General features: G+C 69.1%; 21 protein-coding genes. 10 read left to right on the forward strand and 11 right to left on the reverse strand.

Going from position 1 to position 21265, the window contains the following annotated elements:
- Together AB0E88_RS00075 and AB0E88_RS00080 are read left to right on the forward strand one after the other, a co-directional pair.
- Nucleotides 1–365, forward strand: a 365-nt coding sequence (locus AB0E88_RS00075; protein ID WP_361621094.1) for a VCBS repeat-containing protein, incomplete at its 5' end; no start/stop codon positions are given.
- A gap of 349 nt (nt 366–714) precedes the next feature.
- On the forward strand, nt 715–1071 hold the full coding sequence (locus tag AB0E88_RS00080) for a hypothetical protein (RefSeq protein ID WP_361621097.1): 357 nt from the start codon (nt 715–717) through the stop codon (nt 1069–1071).
- Between the two features lie 299 nt (nt 1072–1370).
- Here the strand turns inward: AB0E88_RS00080 and AB0E88_RS00085 are convergent, their stop codons facing one another.
- Nucleotides 1371–1889, reverse strand: coding sequence for a hypothetical protein (locus tag AB0E88_RS00085; protein WP_361621100.1), 519 nt, complete (start codon nt 1887–1889; stop codon nt 1371–1373).
- A 472-nt stretch (nt 1890–2361) separates the two neighbouring features.
- Between AB0E88_RS00085 and AB0E88_RS00090 the strand changes: the two genes are divergently transcribed.
- The gene (locus AB0E88_RS00090) at nt 2362–3096 is read left to right on the forward strand and encodes an alpha/beta hydrolase (protein ID WP_361621103.1); all 735 of its coding nucleotides are present in this window, start codon (nt 2362–2364) and stop codon (nt 3094–3096) included.
- Nucleotides 3097–3265: 169 nt separating this feature from the next.
- Here the strand turns inward: AB0E88_RS00090 and AB0E88_RS00095 are convergent, their stop codons facing one another.
- Complete coding sequence (locus AB0E88_RS00095) at nt 3266–3874, reverse strand: hypothetical protein (RefSeq protein ID WP_361621106.1); 609 nt, start codon at nt 3872–3874, stop codon at nt 3266–3268.
- A 595-nt stretch (nt 3875–4469) separates the two neighbouring features.
- On the opposite strand from AB0E88_RS00095, the gene AB0E88_RS00100 reads away from it, so the two are divergent.
- Nucleotides 4470–6341, forward strand: a complete 1872-nt coding sequence (locus tag AB0E88_RS00100) for a M1 family aminopeptidase (protein ID WP_361621109.1) — start codon at nt 4470–4472, stop codon at nt 6339–6341.
- Nucleotides 6342–6566: 225 nt separating this feature from the next.
- Nucleotides 6567–7412 (forward strand): lysozyme, encoded by an 846-nt coding sequence (locus AB0E88_RS00105; RefSeq protein ID WP_361621112.1) that lies wholly within the window; start codon nt 6567–6569, stop codon nt 7410–7412.
- Between the two features lie 120 nt (nt 7413–7532).
- Here the strand turns inward: AB0E88_RS00105 and AB0E88_RS00110 are convergent, their stop codons facing one another.
- Nucleotides 7533–8192, reverse strand: a complete 660-nt coding sequence (locus tag AB0E88_RS00110) for a helix-turn-helix domain-containing protein (RefSeq protein ID WP_361621115.1) — start codon at nt 8190–8192, stop codon at nt 7533–7535.
- Nucleotides 8193–8250: 58 nt separating this feature from the next.
- Between AB0E88_RS00110 and AB0E88_RS00115 the strand changes: the two genes are divergently transcribed.
- Both AB0E88_RS00115 and AB0E88_RS00120 read left to right on the forward strand, forming a co-directional pair.
- Nucleotides 8251–8742 carry a VOC family protein gene (locus tag AB0E88_RS00115; RefSeq protein ID WP_361621118.1) on the forward strand — a complete coding sequence of 164 codons (492 nt, stop codon included), beginning with the start codon at nt 8251–8253 and terminating at the stop codon, nt 8740–8742.
- 141 nt (nt 8743–8883) lie between these two features.
- A complete protein-coding gene (locus AB0E88_RS00120; RefSeq protein ID WP_361621121.1) occupies nt 8884–10140 on the forward strand; it encodes a serine hydrolase domain-containing protein in 1257 nt (418 codons plus the stop codon).
- Between the two features lie 107 nt (nt 10141–10247).
- On the opposite strand, the gene AB0E88_RS00125 is transcribed toward AB0E88_RS00120, so the two are convergent.
- From AB0E88_RS00125 to AB0E88_RS00135, 3 genes are all read right to left on the reverse strand, one after another.
- Nucleotides 10248–11120, reverse strand: coding sequence for a polysaccharide deacetylase family protein (locus AB0E88_RS00125; RefSeq protein WP_361621124.1), 873 nt, complete (start codon nt 11118–11120; stop codon nt 10248–10250).
- A 140-nt stretch (nt 11121–11260) separates the two neighbouring features.
- The gene (locus AB0E88_RS00130; RefSeq protein ID WP_361621127.1) at nt 11261–11455 is read right to left on the reverse strand and encodes a hypothetical protein; all 195 of its coding nucleotides are present in this window, start codon (nt 11453–11455) and stop codon (nt 11261–11263) included.
- A 157-nt stretch (nt 11456–11612) separates the two neighbouring features.
- A complete protein-coding gene (locus AB0E88_RS00135) occupies nt 11613–13055 on the reverse strand; it encodes an aldehyde dehydrogenase (RefSeq protein WP_361621130.1) in 1443 nt (480 codons plus the stop codon).
- Nucleotides 13056–13232: 177 nt separating this feature from the next.
- Between AB0E88_RS00135 and AB0E88_RS00140 the strand changes: the two genes are divergently transcribed.
- Complete coding sequence (locus AB0E88_RS00140; RefSeq protein ID WP_361621133.1) at nt 13233–14300, forward strand: alpha/beta hydrolase; 1068 nt, start codon at nt 13233–13235, stop codon at nt 14298–14300.
- Between the two features lie 167 nt (nt 14301–14467).
- Nucleotides 14468–14956 (forward strand): TetR/AcrR family transcriptional regulator, encoded by a 489-nt coding sequence (locus tag AB0E88_RS00145; RefSeq protein WP_361622278.1) that lies wholly within the window; start codon nt 14468–14470, stop codon nt 14954–14956.
- 73 nt (nt 14957–15029) lie between these two features.
- On the opposite strand, the gene AB0E88_RS00150 is transcribed toward AB0E88_RS00145, so the two are convergent.
- The 3 genes from AB0E88_RS00150 to AB0E88_RS00160 all read right to left on the reverse strand — a co-directional run bounded on the left by AB0E88_RS00150 (nt 15030) and on the right by AB0E88_RS00160 (nt 18271).
- Nucleotides 15030–15413, reverse strand: coding sequence for a DUF6009 family protein (locus AB0E88_RS00150; protein WP_361621136.1), 384 nt, complete (start codon nt 15411–15413; stop codon nt 15030–15032).
- A 201-nt stretch (nt 15414–15614) separates the two neighbouring features.
- Complete coding sequence (locus tag AB0E88_RS00155) at nt 15615–17168, reverse strand: phage/plasmid primase, P4 family (RefSeq protein ID WP_361621139.1); 1554 nt, start codon at nt 17166–17168, stop codon at nt 15615–15617.
- Nucleotides 17165–18271, reverse strand: coding sequence for a bifunctional DNA primase/polymerase (locus AB0E88_RS00160; RefSeq protein WP_361622281.1), 1107 nt, complete (start codon nt 18269–18271; stop codon nt 17165–17167). The genes AB0E88_RS00155 and AB0E88_RS00160 overlap by 4 nt, the downstream gene beginning before the upstream one ends.
- Before the next feature lie 852 nt (nt 18272–19123).
- On the opposite strand from AB0E88_RS00160, the gene AB0E88_RS00165 reads away from it, so the two are divergent.
- On the forward strand, nt 19124–19630 hold the full coding sequence (locus AB0E88_RS00165; protein WP_361621142.1) for a hypothetical protein: 507 nt from the start codon (nt 19124–19126) through the stop codon (nt 19628–19630).
- A gap of 504 nt (nt 19631–20134) precedes the next feature.
- On the opposite strand, the gene AB0E88_RS00170 is transcribed toward AB0E88_RS00165, so the two are convergent.
- Together AB0E88_RS00170 and AB0E88_RS00175 are read right to left on the reverse strand one after the other, a co-directional pair.
- Nucleotides 20135–20446, reverse strand: a complete 312-nt coding sequence (locus AB0E88_RS00170; protein ID WP_361621145.1) for a replication initiation protein, RepL2 — start codon at nt 20444–20446, stop codon at nt 20135–20137.
- Nucleotides 20443–20895: a MarR family transcriptional regulator gene (locus AB0E88_RS00175; protein WP_361622284.1), complete on the reverse strand. Its 453-nt coding sequence runs from the start codon at nt 20893–20895 to the stop codon at nt 20443–20445. The genes AB0E88_RS00170 and AB0E88_RS00175 overlap by 4 nt, the downstream gene beginning before the upstream one ends.
- Between the last annotated feature and the right edge of the window lie 370 nt (nt 20896–21265).

The following is a 21265-nucleotide window of genomic DNA, read 5'->3' on the forward strand; positions in this document are numbered from 1 at the left end:
GGCAACCCGGGCAAGGACGCCTGTACTTCACCGACATCACCGGCGACGGCAAGGCAGACCTGGTGGTCCATGACACATACGGCGACATCAGCGTCCGCAAGAACATGGGCACCTACTTCGACGGCGGCACGCTGATGAGTTCGCACTGGTCGAACTTCCTCGGGCAACCCGGGCAAGGACGCCTGTACTTCACCGACATCACCGGCGACGGCAAGGCAGACCTGGTGGTCCATGACACATACGGCGACATCAGCGTCCGTAAGAACATGGGCACCTACTTCGACGGCGGTTATGCGGCCAGTTCCTACTGGTCCAACTTCCTTGGCGGCGAAGCTGATACTCAGGGTCGGCTCTACTTCGAATAGAGCCTTGTAGACGTGTGCAGGGTGGGGTGGATCGCTTGGTTCACCCCACCTTCACGCTTGCTGCAGCGCAGACGGGTGGATAGGGTGCAAAACACGTTGGTCTTGCGCTTCCCTGACAAAACCACGCGCCCTGCCCCTCCTCGGCAGCACGCTCACCGGCGTCGTGCTGGTGGCCCGTGTCTATCTGCGGGTGCTGCTCGACGCCACCTGCACCCGGGACCAGTGGTGTTCCGGATACACGCTGACCGAGCCCGCCTAAATCGGCACCACGCCGCTGACCAGCCGCGTCTGGGACGAGCCCGGGGAGTACCCGGGCTTCGGCGAGTCCGCCGGGCTGCACATGTACGCCGTGCTGGCTCTCGTCGGTCTCGGGGTCGCCGTCGCCATCGGGCTGCGGCAGGTCGTGGTGATCGCGCCCCTCGCCTGCTTCGGCAGCGCCTGGCTGATCCGCATCTGGCTCGCCGGGCACATGGAGGCCGATCAGCAGGTCCAGCTCTTCCCCCGCACCATGATGCAGATCCAGGTCACGCTCACCGCCCTCGCTGTCCTGGCCTGCGTCCTAGCTGTGCGCAAGCTCGCCCCGCACGTCACCGCCACGGTGGGCGCTGCCCAGCGTGGTCGCCGGCCAGCCCGCTGCCCAGCGTGGTCGCCGGCCAGCCGTGCGCGGACATCTTTCCCCTGGAGCCTCTCGGGCGCGACTGCGTGACCTCCCTGCGGATATAGACGCAGACCGACCCGGAGACAGCCGAGGGCATCGTCCGCGAGGTCATGGATGTCGCCCACGTCCCGCAACGGTCGAAGGCCGTCGGGACCATCGTTGCCCACGTTGCGCCGGCCGGTGCGCAGCTGGTGCGCCTGCCCCGACAAGTAGCTCACATCGGTGAGGGTGGAGCGCACCGCATGATCAAGCGCCCATCACCAACCAAGGGGACCATCGCACCATGCGCCCCGGCGCTCCCCGTCGCGAAGCGATACCGAGGACGCTGCTTGGAGGTCGCCAACTGGTCACCACACGTCGACGGACCAGACGTCGCCCTTCTGATGTCCGTCTGGATCCGGGTCACCTGACCCGTATGGGTCAGGGTCAGTGACGACGTGGATGCGGGCGGCGGATCCGGATACGCGGTGGCAGTCCATGTCGCTCGACGTGTTGTGCTTGTCGAGTTCGATGGTGTGTCCCAGGGCCAGGATGGCGGTCTGCAGTTCCTTGAAGGAGACGCTGGGCGCGAATTCCCCGTATTCGCGCGAGAGCGTGGACGGCACGGTGCTCGGGGACTGGTCGTACAACAGTCGTTGGATCTTCACACCGAAGCCGAAGCACGACATCTGCCCCTGCCGCCCTGGCTGGTCCAGAGAGAAGTTGATTTCCACGAGCCCGTAGTCGCGCCGCAGCAGGCCACCACCGGGAACATCGAGGAATGTCGCACCCAGGGCGGCTTCCCAGGCATCCGGGGCGGCACCGAGGCCAACTCCCAGGACCTCACCGCAAACGGCGACGCGAGCGTAGAAGTCCAAAGCGGACACCCGCCAACTCCCTCAACCGTCCGGACAGGGCACCTCTTGCTGATCTCCGCACAGGGCAGGCGGATCAGCGCCCAGTAATCGTTGATCGTACAGAGCAGCCTGTCTGGGCCGTCTCCGGGTGAGCTCGTCTCCATCGTCGAGGTCTCAGGTGGGATGTGTGGGTTCCGGCTCACCAAGGGTCAGGATTTCGGGGGCCCTCGCGTGCCCGGCCAGGGTCAACCAGGGACACTTCAGGACGGTGAACGACACGAACAGGCAGACCTTGGAGCCGCGCTACACGGAGGGTCCGCAAAAAAACCGTTTGGCAGACGGGAAGCGACCGCTGCTACATTTCCGGTGGCCGTGCCAGAGACCGAGGAGGTGGTACCCGTGAACGCAGTATCGACATGGGTGCTCCCCTCCGGGGTCACGGTCGGACGCTAGGCAGGTCGTCCGGGAGCGCCGTTGCAGTGCACTCCCGAAAGGCACGACCATGCAGTTCACTTCTGAGCAGCGCCTCGACGACGGCGCCCTCGAACGCGAATTCACCCTCGGTGAGATCCCCGGCATCCTGTGGACACCCGTCTCGGCATCCGCGCCGGTGCCGCTGATCCTTCTCGGCCACCCTCCCCTCGGCCTGCGCAGGATGTACCCCCGGCTGGTGGCCCGGGCCCGACGCTCCGCGGCGGAAGGCTTCGCCACGGCCACCATCGAGCTCCCCGGCAGCGGCGACCGGCCCCGCTGGCCCGCCGTCGACCAGGCCCGCGCCGATCTGCGCCAGGCCATGGCGGCCGGCGAGCCGGTCAGCGACGAGATCGTCGACGCGCTCATCCTCCCGCTGGTCGACAAGGCGGTCCCGGAATGGCAGTCCGCCCTGGACGCCCTCCTGTCGCTGCCCGAGATCGGCGGCCCGGTCGGGTACTCGGGAGGACTGATCTCCATCGGCATCCGGCTTGCAGTGGTCGAGCCGCGCATCGTGGCCGCCGGTCTGTTCGCCGGGAGTCTCGTGCCTCGCGCCATGTTCGAGGAGGCAAGGCAGGTCACCATTCCGCTGCATGTGCTGCTGCAGTGGGACGACGAAGGGAACGACCGGCAGGCGGCGCTGGATCTGTTCGACGCCTTCGGTTCCAAGGAGAAGTCCCTGCACGCCAACATGGGCGGGCACACCGGCGTCCCGCAGTTCGCGGGGGACGCCGCGGCCCAGTTCTTCACCCGACACCTGAAGTGAGGCCGCGCCGACGGGCCGGCAACGGACGGTAACTGGTGTCGGCCGGCCTGCCGCTCATCGAGGGCAGGTCCCGGCCCACCGCAGCCGTCCACACCACGGGCCCCTGCTGAACCCTTGGCAGGGACCCGTGGTGCCTGAAGTCGTCGCCAAAGGCCTACGAGTGCCTGAGTCACATTCCGCGGTCTGGGCCGTAGGTCTTCCGTGTGGGTTGGCCGGGCCTTGTCGGCGGGTATTCCAGCTGCACGGGGCCGGGGTAGAAGGCCGCGCTGTCCCAGCCGGCCATCTCCTCGCCGATGAGGTAGCGGTACAGCCACTCGGCGAATGTCATGGGGTGTCCGATCCAGTCACCCTCTGACCCTTGTACCACGACGCCGTCGGAGAACCCGTAGACCGACGAGGCCATGAAGACCGCGGCTCCTTGATCGGTTTCGGCTATGGGGATCAAGCCTTCGGGTGTTCCGAAGCTGAGCTGGGGCAGTCGGCAGAAGATGCGAGGGTCGTCGTCCGGCCCGGCGACGTGGGACTCCCACTTGCTCTCGGCCCAGACCCGCGCGTCCGAGCGGATCTTCTCGCCCAGGTTCCACCAGCTTGACGCGGGATGGGACAGCATGAGGTGTCCGTTGATCTGCACGGGGGCATGGGCGTCGACGATCCGTTTGAAGTCTGCCGGAAATGTCCGACCGAGTTCCCGCTCCAGGCCTAGCCAGGCCCCTGGGTCGGCATAGCGCTCCTCTCCGCGGCCGAGCATGGCCAAGACGGCCTGTAGGTAGTCGGTCATGGCTGTCCTGCCCCACGGAGATGCTCGCCGGAAATCCTCCCAGGATCGAGCACTCCTTCCGAAGACGGGTGGGCGGGGTCCTCGTATGTCCCGGGCGGGGCTTGCGCCGCGATCGCGGTCTCTCCCCCGTTCTCGGCGCCGGTACCAGCGCGGTCGCCGCGAACCAGTGTGAGCACCGGAAGCATGCGAGCCAAGACAACAGGCCTACCGCCATGCCTACTTGCGCCATGCTGTCCCGGTCCGGGCCGCAGGGCACCGCGTACCTGCATGGCCCCGCCGATTCCGCCGCGGTCCCTCGGACAGCGGTGATCAGCAGCGCCGGCACGGACTGCATGGGTTTGGCCCAGGATGCGGGACGGGTGACGTTTTCCTCGTGCACCGGCATGGGCCCCCTCATTCTGGCGCGGCGCGGTTATGGCATGGACCGGTCAAATCTGTCAGGCTTTCGGCAGTCGGCGTGCCCTGTCCCCACATGGGTGACTCCGGCTGACCCGTACCGATCACGCAAGCACCGTCCACGGCCGCCCCGGCGCACCCCAGCCGGCCGGTGGTCTTCGAGCAGGCCGGGATCCCGGCCTCCGCAAAGGAGTAGCGTGTGAGATCGACCCCCCACAGGGCCCTCGGCGCCGGCGCGCTCATCGTCGCCGCGCTGGCCGCCCTCTCCCTTCCCAGCACCCCCGCCTCCGCCCAGCCGGCCGCGCAATCACGTGCGGCAGCGGCCGCCGTTTGTACTCCGGCTCAGGTGGTCGCCAACGGCGGGTTCGAGAGCGGGACTTCGCCGTGGAGCCAGTCCTCGTCCACGGTGATCACCAGCCGGTCGGGCGAGAGCGCCCACGGTGGCAGCAGTTATGCCTGGCTGGACGGAGTCGGCAGCACCCACACCGACACCCTCAGCCAGAGCGTCACCATCCCCGCCGGCTGTTCCACCGCCACCCTCACCTTCTGGCTGCACATCGACACGGACGAGACGACCTCGTCCGTCGCCTACGACAAGCTCAGCGCCAAGATCGGCGCCACGACGCTGGCCACGTACTCGAACCTCGACGACACAGCCGGCTATGTGCAGAAGTCGCTCGACGTCTCCGCGTACGCCGGGCAGACCGTGAGCCTGTCCTTCACCGGCACCGAGGACTCCAGCCTCCAGACCAGCTTCGTCCTGGACGACATCGCCCTCGCCACGTCCGGCGGCACCACCCCGCCCCCGACCGACGCCACCCGCACCCCGGCGGCCCCCGCCTACACGGCGAACCTCAGCAGCGACACGAGCGGCACCGTCTGGACCGGGCACGAGAGCGTCAGCTTCACCAACGCCTCCGCCACCGCGCTCGGCGAGGTGTATCTGCGGCTGTGGGACAACTACCACGGCACCTGTGACGCGATGCCCATCCGGGTCAGCAACGTCACCGGCGGCACCGCGGGCGCCCTCTCGGTGGGCTGCACCGCCCTGAAGATCGACCTGCCGAGTCCGCTGAACCAGGGCCAGAGCGCCACCATCGGCTTCGACCTCGGCATCACCGTGCCCAGCGGCGCCGACCGCTTCGGCCACGACGGCGCCTACAGCTTCATCGGCAACGCCCTGCCCGTCCTCGCGGTCCGTGACAGCGCCGGCTGGCACCTGGACCCGTACACGAACAACGGCGAGTCCTTCTACTCCCTGGCCGCCGACTTCAAGGTGACCCTGGACCACCCGAGCAGCCTGCTGGTCCCGGCCACCGGCACCTCCACCGACACCCCAGGCTCCAGCGGCCGTACCGTCACCACGGCGACCGCGGCCAAGGTCCGTGACTTCGCCTGGGGCGCCGGGCCCTTCACGAAGATCTCCGGCACCTCCACGGCGGGCGTTCCCATCAACGTCTACTCCGTCTCCGGCATCAGCTCCTCCAGTGCCCAGTCGATGCTCAGCACCGCCAAGTCGGCCGTGGACGCCCACGCCGCCCGGTTCGGCGCCTACCCGTACGGCGAGCTGGACGCGGTGATCGACAACAACTACTGGTTCGGCGGAATGGAGTACCCGGGCTTCGTCCTCGACCTGGTCAGCACCACCGCCCTCACCCACGAGATCGGCCACCAGTGGTGGTACGGCATCGTCGGCGACGACGAGTACAACAGCCCTTGGCTGGACGAGGCGTTCACCGACTACGCCACCGACCTCGCCCTCGGCAAGACGGGCAGCGGCTGCTGGAGCAGCGTCTCCTGGGCCTCCAGCACGGAGAAGATCACGAACTCCATGGCCTACTGGGACGCGCACTCCTCCCGCTACTCCACCGTGGTCTACGGCTACGGCAAGTGCGCCCTGCACGACCTGCGCCGCGTCCTCGGTGACAGCGTCATGGCGAAGCTGCTGAAGGACTACGCGGCGGCGCACTGGTACGGCGTGTCCACCACGGCCGAGTTCAAGGCCGCCGCCCAGGCCGCCACGAGCACGGACCTGACCTCCTTCTGGTCCCAGCACCGCATCGAAGGCTGACCCGCATCGGCAGGGGTGACGCGCATCGGCAGGGCTGACCCGCATCGTCAAGGGTGGCCCCGCCCTGCCTAGGACCGCCCGCACCATCCGGGGCTGGCCCCCGCCCGGCCCGGTCACGGCCGCCATAAGGCCGTGACCGGGCCACCACCCACATGGACCAACCCGGGCCTCGAGCCCCACCGTTGGGCGGTATCCGGAATGCGGTACCGCCCGACTGCGGGTCAGATGGGTTCCGTGCGACCTTCCATATCCCCCGGCCCCCGTGGCCCGCGCCTGGCCGTCACCGCTGTGCTGACCGGCCTGCTGCTGGCCCTGTCCACCCCAGAGGCCCTCCCCCTGCCCGACCCCGTGACACCCGAACGGGGCAGCGCCTTCATGGGCATGGGCGTCCTCGCGCACGACGGCGGCGAAGCCGTCTCCGATGACGCCCTCACCGTCCGCGCCGCCCAGACGGAGGGCGTCGACGTCTCCAGCCACCAGCGCGACGTCGACTGGCAGGCCCTGCGGGACGGCGGCGCCAGATGGGCGTACGCCAAAGCCACGGAGGGCACCTACTACACCAATCCCTACTTCACCCAGCAGTACGGCGGCTCCTACGACACCGGCATGGTGCGCGGCGCCTACCACTTCGCGACCCCGGACACCACCGGCGGCGCCACCCAGGCCGACTACTTCGTCGAGCACGGCGGCGGCTGGTCCAAGGACGGCAGGACGCTGCCCGGTGCCCTCGACATCGAGTGGAACCCGTACGGCGACGCCTGCTTCGACAAGTCCCCGAGCGCGATGGTCGGCTGGATCCGCGACTTCCTGACCCGCTACCGGGCACGCACCGGCCGGGACGCGGTCATCTACACGGCCACCAGCTGGTGGAGCCAGTGCACCGGGAACTACTCGGGCTTCGGCGCGAGCAACCCGCTCTGGATCGCCCGCTACGACACGACGCCCGGGCCGCTCCCGGCGGGCTGGACGTCGTACACGATGTGGCAGTACACCGCCACCGGCAAGACGGTCGGCGACCACGACCGCTTCAACGGCACCCAGACCCAGCTGGGCTCCTTCGCGACCGGCTGACGGGCGGCCGGCGCCGGAACGCCGTCAGGTCCACGTGCGCAGTGCGCGGGCCGGGCGCACCCGTCCGACGCCCGGCCGCATCTGTCCCCCGCACGGCCGGAGTGGCCGGCCGGGCGGGGGTCACCGGCTGTCGGGCCGGGGTTCGAGGAGGTCCCGGGTGAGGGACTGCTCGAGCCAGGTGCAGTACTGCTCGCTGCTCCACGTGCGGTGGCGGCGCAGGAGCTGGTGCAGGTGCGGGGAGAGCAGTGCGTACAGGAGGTCGGCTGCGGCGGTGGCGGTGAGACCGGGGCGCAGGGCGCCGCGGGCTTGCAGGCTTTCGGCCAGGGCGAGGTGGACTCGGTGGGTGGCGGCGGCGCCGGCTTCGGCTGCGGCGCGCATGTCGGCATCGGTGCCCGCGGCCTCGACACTGACCATGATCAGGTCTCCGGCGCGGTCCAGGAGGGCGGCGCAGTAGGCGACGTGGCGGGTGATCGCGGCCCGTGGGTCGTCCTCGGCGAGGGCGGCGGTGACCTCGGGCCGGGCGGCGACCGCGACCGGTTGCTCGTCGCCGGCGATGCTCACGTCCAGGGTGTGGGAGAACAGCGCCGTCTTGGACGGGAAGGCGTCGTAGAGGGTGCGCTCGCCGACCTCGGCGGCGGCGGCGACCTGCCGCATCGTGGTGGCCGCGTACCCGTGTTCCACGAACAGCCGGGCGGCCGCCTGCCTGATGCGCGCCCGTCGTGCGGCGGCCGCCGCCGCACGGTTCGTCGATCGGTAGGCCCGCTTGACGCTGTCTGCCATGGGGAGCATTCTAGCCATATTCGCCGCAGTAACACTGCGGTCAATGTGGGAGGCAGCCATGACCGAACCGCTGCTGGCCGGAATTCACCATGTCAAGATCCCCGTCACCGACCTCGACCGCTCCATCGCCTTCTACTCCCGGGTCTTCGGCTTCACCGTGGAGATCGAGTTCCCCGAGTCCGACGGTGTCGTGCGCGGGGTGGCGGGACGCGTCCCCGGGCTGGGCGAGACCCTGTTGGCCCTTCGGATCAACCCGGCGGCCGCCGAGGGCTGTGCCGGCTTCGACCCGGTCAGCTTCGCCGTCAAGGGCCGGGCCGACGTGGAGGCGTGGGCGGCCCGGCTCGACGCGCTGGACATCGCGCACTCGCCGGTCATCGAGGCATCGATCGGCTGGCTGCTGGTCTTCTCCGACCCCGACGGGCTCCAACTCCACCTGTACAGCTGGGCCGCGCACGGCATCGACCATTCCGACAGGCCCGGATACGGCCGCGCTGTCCGCCGCGGAGCCGAGGACGGCCGGACCCCGAGTCGGCCGGTGCCCGGCCCCTGATGTTTCGACGCCGGGTCTCGGGGTCGGAACCGGGGGTTTGATCAGGGCCGTTCCCCGATGAGCCGGAGTGCCTGTGCGGCGGAGACTCATGGCCGGGCGGTGATCATCCGCCCGGCCATCACGCACCCGGAGGGCACTGACGTGAACAGCTCCGCCCGTCGCACCCGTTGGATCACCCTGGCCGCCTGCGGCACGCTGACCATGACACTGGCCGCTGCGGTGGCCGCGCCCGCGCTCGCCGTGACACGGCCGGCGGTGACGTCGGCGCCGGCGGCCGCCGGCGCGCCGTTGCCGCCTCTGGACCCGGCCGCGCTGCGGGCGGCCATCGCCGGGCTGCCCGACGAGGACGTCACCGGCGCGCTGGTGCGGATCACCGGCAGTGCGGGCCACTGGTCGGGCACTTCAGGCGTCGGCGACCTGAAGACCGGGCAGGGCGTGCCGCCGAACGCGTTCATCCGGATCGGCAGCATCTCCAAGGTGTTCACCGCCGCGATCGTCCTCCAGCTCGCCGCCGAGCACCGAATCGACCTGGACCGGCCCGTGCAGCAGTACCTGCCGGGCGTCCTGCCCGCCGGCCTGCCGCCCGTCACCGTGGGCCAGCTGCTGAACCACACCAGCGGCCTGCCGCGCGGCGGATCGAGCCCGGAGTTCGGCGACGGCAGTCCCGAGTGGTTCGCCGCCAACCGCCTGAAGAGTTTCACGCCGCAGCAGGTGATCGACACGCTGGCCGGTCAGCCGATGCAGTTCGCGCCGGGCACGGCCCAGCAGTACAACGGCATGAACTACTTCGTCGCCGGTGTGCTGATCGAGAAGGTCACCGGCCACACCTTCGCCCACGAGCTGCGGACCCGGATCACGCGCCCGCTCGGCCTGCGCGACACCTACGTTCCCGACGCCGACGACCCGCGCCTGCCCGGCCCGCACTCCCACGGCTATCTGACGGTCCACTCCCCCGACGGCACCACGCATCGCGTGGACGTCACCGAGCAGAGCCCCTGGCCGTGGGCCGAGGGCGGCATGATCTCCACGCCCGCCGACCTCGACCGCTTCGTCACCGCGCTCTTCCGCGGCCGTCTGCTTCCGAAGGCGCAGCAGGCCAAGCTCTTCGAGGTGCCCGACGTCCCGAGCAGTCACAGCAGCCAGTGCCGCACGGCGGCGGATGCCGGCCGGGCCTGCATGACCATGGGCCTGATGCGGGTCACGGCGTCCAACGGCGTCGTGGTCTGGGGCAAGACCGGCTCCCGCCCGGGCTGGACCAGCGGCGTGTTCGCCACCAAGGACCTCTCCCGCAAGATCGTCTACTCGGTCGACCCGACGAACCTCAACGGTACGGAGATGGCGCTGATCCAGCGCATCGCGGCGGCGTCGTTCGGAACGCTGGTTCCGGCGACGAACTGACGCGGGAGGCGGAGCGGGTGCCGGCCGGCGGCGGGCCGTCACGCCCCGTCGGCCGGTCAGTGGCCCGTCGGGGCTTGGCCGGTCAGTGGCCCCTCGGGGGTGGTCGGTCAGTGGCCCGTCGGGGGCTCGATGTAGTTCTCCAGGCGGGCCACGGCGAAGCCCTGCTCCTGGATGTGCTTGAGCAGGTCCGCGAACATCCGCGTCATCGTGGTGCCCTTGAGCTCCGAGGGACCGCGGAAGTGGGCCAGGATGATGTCACCGGGATGCAGTTTCTTGCCCGGGTCCTGGTACGTCATGTTGTGGATCTGCATGGACTCCCGCCACCAGACGATCGCCCTGGGCCCGCACTCCGCCACCGCCGCCTTGGTGTTGGCGTTGTACTCGCCGTAAGGGGGCCGGAACAACAGCGGTGCGGTGCCGTACTCCCGGGTGAGGATCTTCTGGTCGCCGCACACCTCCTCCTTCTGGCGCGCCAGCGGGACCGCGTTCATCTGAGGGTGGTGCAGGGTGTGGTTCTGGACGTGGTTGCCCAGCTCCTGCAGCTGCTTGAAGTACCCGTAGTCGGACTTGATGACGTCGTTCATCAGGAACATCGTGAACGGGACCTTCAAGTCCCGCATCATCTCGACGAACTTGGGGTCCTTCTCCTGCCCGTCGTCGATGGTGATGAAGACGACCTTCTGCGACGTCGGTATGTGCGTGAGGACCGGGACCGGACCGGAGGCGGAGAGCTTCACGGGTTTGTCGGCAGGCGCTTGCGGGGCCGAGGGCAACGGCGTCAGGCCCCACTTGCGCCAGAGCGTGGCCTCGGCGGCGCGCGCGGCGGCGGTCGTACCGCCGGTGGCGGTGGGCCGTGCCGGCGCGGGGGACGAGTGGGCTCCGCTGCCACCACCCGCGTCGCACCCGGCGGCGGCCAGGGCCGCCACGACCACACCCGCCAGCGCTCCGCAGAGCCTGCCCCGCTTGTTGTACCGCGTCACCGTGCCGGTCTCCCCACCACTGCCGTGCGGCCGTGCCGCACGTGATCCCGTCGGGAAGATCAGCCCGACTGTATGTAAAGAGGATCAATAGGGGAGGTTGGTTGCCGTCACACGGTGGAGGAGTTGCTCCGGGTCTCGGGCTACAGACCCAGGTCGAGGGCCAGGCAGGAGTAGTACTGCCATGAACTCTCGGGGTTGTACGAGGCGTTCACGCCGCCGCCCTGGTCGGCCTTCACCTCTTCGGTCATGTCCTCGAAGCGGATGCGCTCGGGGAGGCTGCCGTAGCGCGCGTGCCGGGCTGCCGCAGCGGCGTCACCGGGGAGTTCCTTGATCATGGCCGTACTCCACTTCCTCGTCCGGTTCGTCCGGGAATGGCGTCCGCATGTGTTTCCGGGGCCGGTGTCAGCATCTCCTCGCTTGCGTCACCTGTCAAGGTGGTGACGCAAGGGTGGCGGTCACCGGGAGCGGGCGGGGCCTGTCGTACGCGCCGGGTCAGACGGTGATGGTCTTGTACTCGGTGTAGGTGCCGAGCCCGACCGCGCCGTACTCCCGTCCGATGCCGCTGGCCTTGAAGCCGCCGAACGGGCCGTCGAAGGCGACCGGGGCGCCGTTGACCGTGACGGTGCCGGTGCGGATGCGGCGGGCGAACGCCAGGGCGTGCTCCTCGTCGACGGACCAGACACCGCCGGACAGGCCGTACTCGGAGTCGTTGGCGATGCGGACGGCGTCGTCCTCGTCGTCGTAGGCGATGACGACCAGGACCGGGCCGAAGATCTCCTCCTGGGCGATGCGCATGGAGTTCTCGACGTCGGCGAAGACGGTCGGCGTGACGTAGTTGCCCTTCTCCAGGCCCTCGGGGATCTGCGGGCCGCCCGTGACCAGCCGGGCGCCCTCCTCGATGCCGAGCTGGATGTAGGTGCGCACCCGTTCCTGCTGGTCGGGGCGGATCATCGGGCCGATGAAGGTCTCCGGGTCGTTCGGGTCGCCGACCTTCAACGACTCCACCAGCCCCTTCAGCGCGACCACGACCTCCTCGTACCGGCTGCGCGGGGCCAGGATGCGGGTCTGGGCGATGCACGACTCGCCGTTGTTGAGCAGCGAGCCGAACTTCAGGCCCGCGACCGCCTTCGCGATGTCGGCGTCCGGCAGGATGACGGCGGCGGACTTGCCGCCCAGCTCCAGACTGACCCGCTTGAGCTGCTCCCCCGCGATCGAGGCGATACGGCGGCCTGCGCGGGTGGAACCGGTGAACGCGATCTTGTCGACGTCCGGGTGCGAGACCAGGTGCTCACTGGTCTCCCGGTCCGCGGGCAGCACGCTGATCACGCCCTCGGGCAGCCCCGACCGCTCCAGCAGCTCGGCCAGGAAACCCATGCTCAGCGAGTTCTCCGGGGACACCTTGAGGACCACGGAATTGCCGGCGAGCAGGGCAGGGATGATTTTCGAAGTGGCCGAGGAGAAGGGCGAGTTCCACGGGATGACGGCGGCCACGACGCCCACCGCCTCACGGCGCACCACACTGCGCACCGGCGAGGACGGGTCGGAGGGCGTCAGGGTCTCCTCCCAGGCGAACTCCTCCGCCGCCTTCAGGTAGGCGTTCGCCTGCCGCGTCAGGCCGGGCTGCCCGGCGCGGGTGAACCATCTCGCCGAGCCGTTCTCCATGGAGATCAGCTCGGCGATCCTCTCGGCGTTCTCCTCGCGCAGGGCGTTGAACCGCCGCAGGAGCGCGATCCGCTCCGCCGGCGGGGTCAGCCGCCACCGCCCCGCCTCGTAGGACGCGCGCGCCGCGGCCACGGCGCGGTCGATGTCCGCCGGGTGGGCCTGCGCCGCACGGCCGATCGGCGCCTGGTCGTGCGGCGAGGCGATGTCCAGCAGATCCGGGGTGCTCGGCTCCGCCCAAGAGCCCCCGATGAAGAGCTTGTCGTAGGTGATCACGCGCTGTACTCCCTCTCCAGGACTTAACTGTCACTTCAATGTAGCACTTACTCTTAATAGAGCCACATGGATAGGGCCGACGCCCCTTGCGTCACCTGCTTGACTGGTGACGATTGGGTGTGCGAGGGTCAGCAGGCCACACAGTCGCGGTGGAGACGTACGACGGAGGGGTTCGAGATGATCAACAGGCGTACCTTCAGCAAGGCCGTCGGGCTGGGCACCGGCGCGGCCGCGATCTCACTGGCCGGGCTGCAGTCCCAGGCGTCCGCCGCGAGCGCCGCTCACCGGGCGGGCGGCACGTCCGCTGCCACCGTGCCCGACGTCTCCCCCGGCGCCCACACGAGCTTCCCCACGCTCAAGCACGTCAAGGCGGGTGTCCTGGACGTCGGTTACGCCGAGGCAGGGCCGGCCCACGGTCCGGTCGTCATCTGCCTGCACGGCTGGCCGTACGACATCCACAGCTTCATCGACGTCGCCCCGCTGCTGGCCGACCTGGGCTACCGCGTCATCGTTCCCTACCTGCGCGGACACGGCTCCACCCGCTTCCTGTCGCAGAGCACGCCCCGCACCGCGGAACAGTCCGCCATCGCGCTCGACATCATCGCCCTGATGGACGCGCTGAAGATCCACAAGGCGGTCCTGGCCGGCTTCGACTGGGGCTCGCGCACCGCCGACATCATCGCGGCCCTGTGGCCCGAGCGCGTAAAGTCCCTTGTCTCGACCAGCGGTTACCTCATCACCGACCGCAAGATGCAGCTGACACCCGCGACACCTGCCGTCGAGCACAACTGGTGGTACCAGTGGTACTTCGCCACCGACCGCGGCAAGCAGGCCATGGAGGACGTCGAGGACCGCATCGCCCTGTGCCGCTATGTGTGGACCCTCGTCTCCCCCAACTGGGACTTCGACGACGCCACGTTCCAGCGCACCGCCGAGGCCTTCAAGAACCCCGACTACGCCGCCATCGTCCTGTTCAACTACCGCTGGCGCATCGGTCTCGTCGACGGGCAACGACGCTACGACCGCTACGAGGCACTGCTCGCCGCCCAGCCGCCCATCCACGTCCCGACCGTCACCCTCGACGCGGCCCTCGACCCCTTCACCGCCCCCGGCGACGGCTCCGGCTACCGCACCCACTTCACCGGGCCGTACGAGCACCGCACCATCGCGGACATCGGTCACAACCTGCCGCAGGAGGCGCCCACCGTCTTCGCCCAGGCAGTCGTGGACGCCGACCACCTCTGAGCCGGACCCGGGAACGAAGAGTCACTTCCGCGTAGCACGTAGCACGGTAAAGCTGCGCGTGAGAGAGGCTCTAGCCGTCGGATCTTCCCCATCCCACGGCTAGACTCCGTGCGGTGAGAGCCGACGCAGCACGCAACCTCGAAGCCGTTCTGACCACCGGAGCACGCATGCTCGCCGCCGACCCCGGCGTCAGCATCGCGAGCATCGCCGCCGAGGCCGGCGTGGACCGCCGTACCGTCTACCGGCGCTTCGCCTCCCGCGAGGAACTCCTCGCCGCCATCTACGCCTCCCGCCTCACGGCCATCGAGCGCGCCATCGAAGACGCACGGTTGCGCGAAGCGCCCGTCGCCGTCGCCCTGCACCGCTACGTCGAGAACATCATCGACGTCAACCGCACCTGGCCCGTCGACCTCGCCCGCATGCTCGCCGACGACACCGTCCACGCCCGCCGCGACGCAGCCATCCGCGAGGTCGACGCGTTCCTGGAGCGTGCCACCGAGGAAGGTCTCCTTCGCCCCGGCCTTCCGCCCGGGTGGGCGGGCGCGCTACTCCCCCAGCTGATGCACCTGGCGACCCGGCAGCTGCCCGAACTGAGCCCGGGACAGGCGGCGGACGTCGTCGTCGACACCCTGCTGCACGGCCTCGGAGCGCCCTGACCCGGCGACAGCCTCACGGAACACGGGAAGCCGATCAGGGAGGCGTCCCGCCTCCGGGGCGGGGCGGCGGGCGTCAGGGCGTCGAGGTCGCTATGGCCACGTGGCCGCTCTGGGACCGGGGAGTCTTCGCTCCCGGCTTCTTCGGGGCGATCGTGCGGGGGTCGACCGCTTCGCCCGGCGCCCCCTCGCGGTAAAGACCGTCGGGCAGGCTGTCCCGGTCGTGGGGCAGCAGGAAGAACACCCTGCGCTTGTACAGGCCGCTGTCCGGATCCGGAGAGGCGTCCTCGTCCAGCAGCGCGTACCCGACCATGCGCCCATCGCGCGCGTACGGCGGCTTGGTGTTGCGCCGCCTGGTCTTGTCCAGTGCCTGACGGACGTAGTCGAGCCGTTCGAGGTTCTCCAGCCACACCACCTCGGCCTCGTGGATGAGGTCGCTCTCGGTCAACAGCGAACTCATGGCTGCAGCCTCTCCTTCATCGGCGTACTCCCCGGCCAGGGCCCATCGCCAGGGGTCTGTCCATGTCGCTCCGGCCCGCTCGTCGCCAGGGAACGGTCCACTTCGCGAGGGCCACCGCATCCGGGGCCCGCCCACCATCGTAGAGCGCACGGCGACGACGGTGTAGGCCACGTGATGGAGTGCGCAGGCCCGTGGAGGCGGTCACGGGTGCTCCAGGAGGGCGATGCCGGGGTAATACTTCCTGCCATTCGACTTGATCATGTCGTTCGGCGAGGCCACACCCACCTCTTGGCGGACACGGTTGGCGAAAGCCCGGGGCGACGCCGGCCGGATCCCTTCCCCGGCGTTGCACCACGAGCTGTACTCCGCGTAGAGCAAACCCTGCTCCACCCGCAGGTCCTTGCCCGCGTCCCCGTCCCGCGTGCAGCATTCGGCGAGGAAACGGCCGATGTGGTCCTCGGTGGTGGCGTACGCCGTCGTGGCGATACGCACCCGGTCAGGGCCCTCCAGCGGGTCCCTGGTGCGCAGGTAGCGCTGCGCCCCCTCGATGAGCCACTGGAGGATGCCCGGCCCTTCGTCGCGCACCAGCTCGAAGGCGAGGTTGTCGATCCTGCGGTGGGCCGGGACCGTGCGGGTGAAGGGCAGCAGGCGGATGCGCCGCCAGAACGCGAAGCCGCCCGTCGAGACCTCCGGACGGTGGTTGCCCAGCAGCCACAGATGGTGCGTGGGCGTGAAGGAGAAGTAGTCCTGCCGCATACGACGGGCCTTGATCTTGTCGCCGCCCGTCAGGAGCCGGACGCGGGCCTCGTCGAACTTGTCGTTGGGCTTCAGCTCGCTGCACACGACCAGGCGGCGCCCGTGCAGTTCGGTCAGCTCGGTGGAGTGCTCCGAGAAGGCGCCACGGTCCATGAGGAAGCCCGGCGGGGCAGCGTCCGCGTAGTCCCCGAGGATCTGGATCATGATGTCGAGCAAGACGGACTTGCCGTTCTTGCCCTCACCGTGCAGGAAGGGCAGCACCTGCGCGCCCACGTCGCCGGTGATCGAGTAACCCAGCAGCAGGTGCAGGAAGTCGATCATCTCCCTGCCCTCGTCGTCGTCACCGAAGGTGTCGGCGAGGAACCGGTGCCAGCGGGGGGTCTCCATGGTCTGCGGGGCGACGCTGGTGGCACGGGAGTGGAAGTCCCGCGTGGGGTCCGGCTTGCGCAGATGTCCGCTGTGCAGGTCGACCACGCCGACGGGCGTGCACAGCGCATAGGGGTCGCCGTCCAGCCGGTCGGGGTCCACCGAGATGTCCGGTGACGCCTTCGCCTGGGTGAGCAGGGCCTTCAGGCCGGTCGTGGACAGGGTTCGCCGCTTGTGGTGCGCGAGTTCGCGGTCGCTGAAGACTCCCCGCGGGTCGCTGGCGGCCATGTCCTCCGCCATCTCCCCCGCCGCCCACAGCGCGGCCTTCTCCCCTCCCCCGCGCTTCCACCGGTAGCCGTCCCAGGCGAACCAGCCCAGCCCCTCCACGTGCCGGAACTGGTCACGGTGCATCTGCACGAAGAGACGGGCGTTTCCCCGGTCCGAGAGGGACGGAGGCAGCAACAGGGCCGAGGGTGAGGGGGCGTGCCCGTACGACGGCCCAGGCTCGTGCACAGAGCCCTGGGCAGGCAGGCGCGCGGGCCCGGCGACCACACCCGCCGACTCCAGATCGAGCATCTGCTGAGCGGCGGCCTGCGGATCAAAACGCGGGGAGCCTTCGGCACTGCTGCTCATGGACGTCCTTTGAGGTGGAGAGGGCGAACGGACCCTACGGCAAGGGCGTCGTCGACGATCTTTTCATTCCTGGTCTGCTGCCACGGCCGGGCGTAGGCAGCGACACGGACAAGCCGGTCACGAATGGCGGCGTGGTCGAGATGCCCCGCGCCGACCAGTCCGCCGGCGGTGTAGGCGGCTCGGTTCAACTTCTCGGTGAAACCGGTCCCTTCCGGGGCGGCCGCGCATTCGGCGACCACTGCGATGAGGGGCTGGATGAGCAGCTCGGCGGAGGCGGTACGACGCTGTCGGCGGGGTGCGGGGGCGGGGGCCGTGGTGGCAGGGGGCGTAGTGGCAGGGGGCGTAGTGGTAGCAGGCGTGGGGTCAGGGGCGGCGGGGTCTGGAGTCGCGGGGCCGGGGACGGTGGCGGTGGAGACAGGGCCGGTGGAGGCGGGCACGCGTGGGGTGATGGAGGGGCGGGCCTCGAGTACGTGGCCGGTACGCCGCAGTTCGCGCTGGAGCCATTCCGGCAGGGGGGCCGGGCGGCGGGCCGTTCCCTCCGCCCGGTAGACGCCCTTCGGGGTGCGGGTGCCCGGGGCCACGATGTAGCCGCCGTCGGCGCGTACGTCGACCTGCCAGGCCAGGGCTGTGTGCCGGGCCGAGCCCGTCGAGCACCTGTACCGCGTCGTGGGGGTGGGATTGCGGTACCAGACATGCAGACCGCCCGAAGGCGTGCGTACGCGCAAGGTGTTCTCGTCCTCCGCGGGCGTGGTTTCGCCTCGGTAGGCGGCCAGCAGCGCAAGGGTGTCGAAGCCCGAGGCCAGGCCGGCCAGCTGCACCTGGGCGGGGATGACCACGCCGGGCAGGAGACGGCCCCTGTCGGGCACAGGGGCCGGGTGGGCGTCGATGTCGATGACGACCAGATCGGCGGGGCCGCAGGCGACTCCGACGCCCGCGCCCGGGGGCGCGGCCCACCAGTGCTCGATGCGGTCAGGGTCCGTCGTGGCGGCATGGAAGCCGTGGCAGGGGCGTCCTGCGGGCAGGCAGGGGCAGGATGCCGGTTCGTGCCTGTGCCCCGAGCAGGCGGGGCAGTTCGCGACCGGAGTCTTGCGCCCCGGCGTCAGAGGGTGGACCGGCCAGCCCTGGGCAGCACACCAGCGCGCGACGGCTCGCGGCGACCCGGGCGCCGGTCCGGCGGCGCTGGGCCTGCTGTCGTCTTGGCGCGGCACAGGGATCGTCCTCGTCACTTCTCGTCTGCCCGATCACTTCACACACCTGGCGCGGAGGCTGGCCGGCCAGGGACCGAAGGGACTCTGATGCGAAAGGAGTCTAAGGCCCGCGCCCTGCAAGGAGTGTCTGTCCGACCCGCGTGCCGTTCTATCAGTTTCGTTGGTCCCTTGGGTCCCTGGGGAGGGCGGCAGGGGGAGCGACCGGCGCGGGGCGGGGAGTCGAGGGACCCAAGGGTCCAGGGACCAAAGCGCAGGGGCTGGAAAATCGGGCAGTCCCTGAGGGGCTGGGCGGCATCGCCGCAGGTCAGAGGGTTTTCTCTGCTTCAGCCAGGGACTGGAGGGACTTAACTTCGCAATTATGAGCTGTAGTAGAGAGTTGTGTTGTATGCGCGCGCGTGTACGAATACATGTCTTCTCTACGTCATAATTGCGGAGTTGAGTCCCTACAGTCCCTACCAGCTCTGGTCGCAAGCCTCTGACCTGCGCAAATGGCAGGGACTGAGGGCCAGGGACTGAAAGGGCGGCAGTCCCTCGGCCCCTGCGGTCAGGCCCTGTCAGGCGTTGAGTCCCTGCTCGCTGGGGGCGTACTGGGGGTGCGCCCTGCATGTCCCCCTGGTCAGGCCACAGGGACTGAACCTTTTTGGCGTTCAGGGACTGGGCCGGCGTCTCCTACCATGCGGGGGCAGGGACTCAAGTGATCCTCAGGGCCCGGGGGGGCTAAGCATGTGGTCGATCTCTTCACGATGGGTGTTCGGGCGATTCGCCGCCATGCTCGCGGTCGGCGGGGCTGTGGCGACGACCGCCGGATGCGGGGTTCCCGTTGATGCCGTCGCTGGCGTCTCCGTGACTGCCGACGGCGATCTGCTCGGGGTCATGATGGTCTGCGGACATCAGATTGACGGCGCGACCCTCTACCTGGAGAGCGACGACCCCAACAAGACGGCCACGGTCGGTTCGTGGACCGCCGCCCGCCCTCTCAGGACTGGTCTCACCACCTGGCCCCTCGAAGCCCCTGCCGCCGGCTGGACCGCGACCAGACCCCTCACTCCGCTCACCACCAAGACCACGTATGCCCTTTACGGCTGGACCAAGGACCACTCCTGGTCATCGAGGAGTGTCTCCTTCACCCCAAGCGTCCGGGACCGGCTCGCCCCAGGGAGAGTCCTCTACGACAAGATCTCGGGCAATGGCGATGAATCGACAGTCACTGTCCCCATGGCGGAGTTCAGGGCGAGGGCTTGTCAGAACGTGTGAGCCACGGTGGCTTGCTTGTGGTGGCGTGGCGTGGCGGGGCCCAGCGTGGGCGCCGAGCCACTGGGCTATTACGCCGTAATAGCCGGGCAGGTACTCCCCCGGTGCTTCCGGACCGGATTCGGATGAGGTCGGCTCGGTGTCTCGAGCTATTACGGCGTAATAGCTCGAGACGTCTGCCGCCGCGGGGTGCTGGAGCCGCGTTGGGTGCGCTGAGCCCGGTGCCGACGCGAGGCGGCTGCGCCGGAGAATCGTTCTGAGCGAAGAATCGAACTGTTCGAGAGGGGGTACCGGGGGAGGTGTCGTCCCCTGTGGGCCGGGGCCGTCACGGCCGGTCACTCCTGGAGTGCCTCGGTCGTGGCGAGGCACGAGGGGGGCACGAGGGGGGCAGAGTCTCGCCACGACTTGCCACGGCCCCCGGCACGGTTATCCGGACGTCAGCCGAAGGCGTCCCACGGATCGCCCCTCATTGACGTGACGTACATGTGGTGCGATCCGCGGAGCGTCTCAGGTGGCTCGACGGAAAGGAACCACGACGCGCTCGCCCAGCTGCCCCGGGGTCAGACGGTAGTACTTGATGTGACCGATCTTCTCCGTCTGCTCGAGCCAGCCCAGCTCGATGACCTGCTTACGCGTGCGCGAGAAGACGGGCGGCGCCATGCCGACCAGCTTGGCCAGCTGAGCGGCCGTTTCCAGGACGGCACCGGAGCGGTCGGTCGGATGCAGAGCGTAGAGCATGACGACGAGGCGCTGGTTGGCGGTCATGCCGGCCGTGGCCTCCAGCAGCTTGAGGTTCTGCTGCCTGTCGTCGCTGGTCACTTTGCCTCCCACCGTGCTGGCGTGTTCTCGTCGAAGCCCGGGATGTCTGGTGGATTACATGATTTCACCGCTTCACGCTGTTCCACGCCTGTGCCGTGGAACGCGATGTAAGGACTGATGCGGTAGAGGTTGTAATTGCCGATACGACCACGGACCACCAGGATGCGGTGTTTGGTCAGCTTCCTGTTGATTTTCCCCACGGCGTCGGTAGACATGCCCACCCGTTTGGCGATGTCCGCCCCCGTGGCCCTCAACGGCTCCATCCCCTCCGGGGAGACGCCGATCCACCAGAGCACCAGGAACTTCTGACTGGGCGTGAAGGCCGTCGACTCGGTGATGGCCTCGACCCTGGCTTTGTCGACCTGCGTGTGCTTGCCGGAGAAGGCGTATGGCGCATAGAGGACCGGCTCGCCCGTGTCGGCGTCGACCAGTCTGCGTGCTGCTCCCAACAGGCCCTCCGTGCATGGGTCATTGCCGCACTGTTCGTTGAAGGCAGCACCTTGAGCCGCCTTCATGAACCTAACGTACATGAGCAGGAAGTCAATCAACTCCGCCTGTCGGCCGTGTCGCGTGCTCCGGGGACATGTCCCGCTCGCTCTTGTATCCGGGGGTGAGCTCCCCCTAGACATGTACGTGACGTCAATCTACCGCTGCTGTAGAACAGCGGTACTCAGTTCCTGTGGACGTGGTGGCAGTCGCTACGAACCGTGTGGCAGTTCCTTGAACAGCGGTGGCAGTCCGGCAGAACCGACCGCCACGATCCGTGGAACCGGGCACCCAGTTCCGCAGATCCGCCTCTGCTGTCACAGGAACTGCCCG

The sequence above is a fragment of the Streptomyces sp. NPDC028635 genome (assembly GCF_040637635.1).
In the GTDB taxonomy this organism is placed as follows: domain Bacteria; phylum Actinomycetota; class Actinomycetes; order Streptomycetales; family Streptomycetaceae; genus Streptomyces.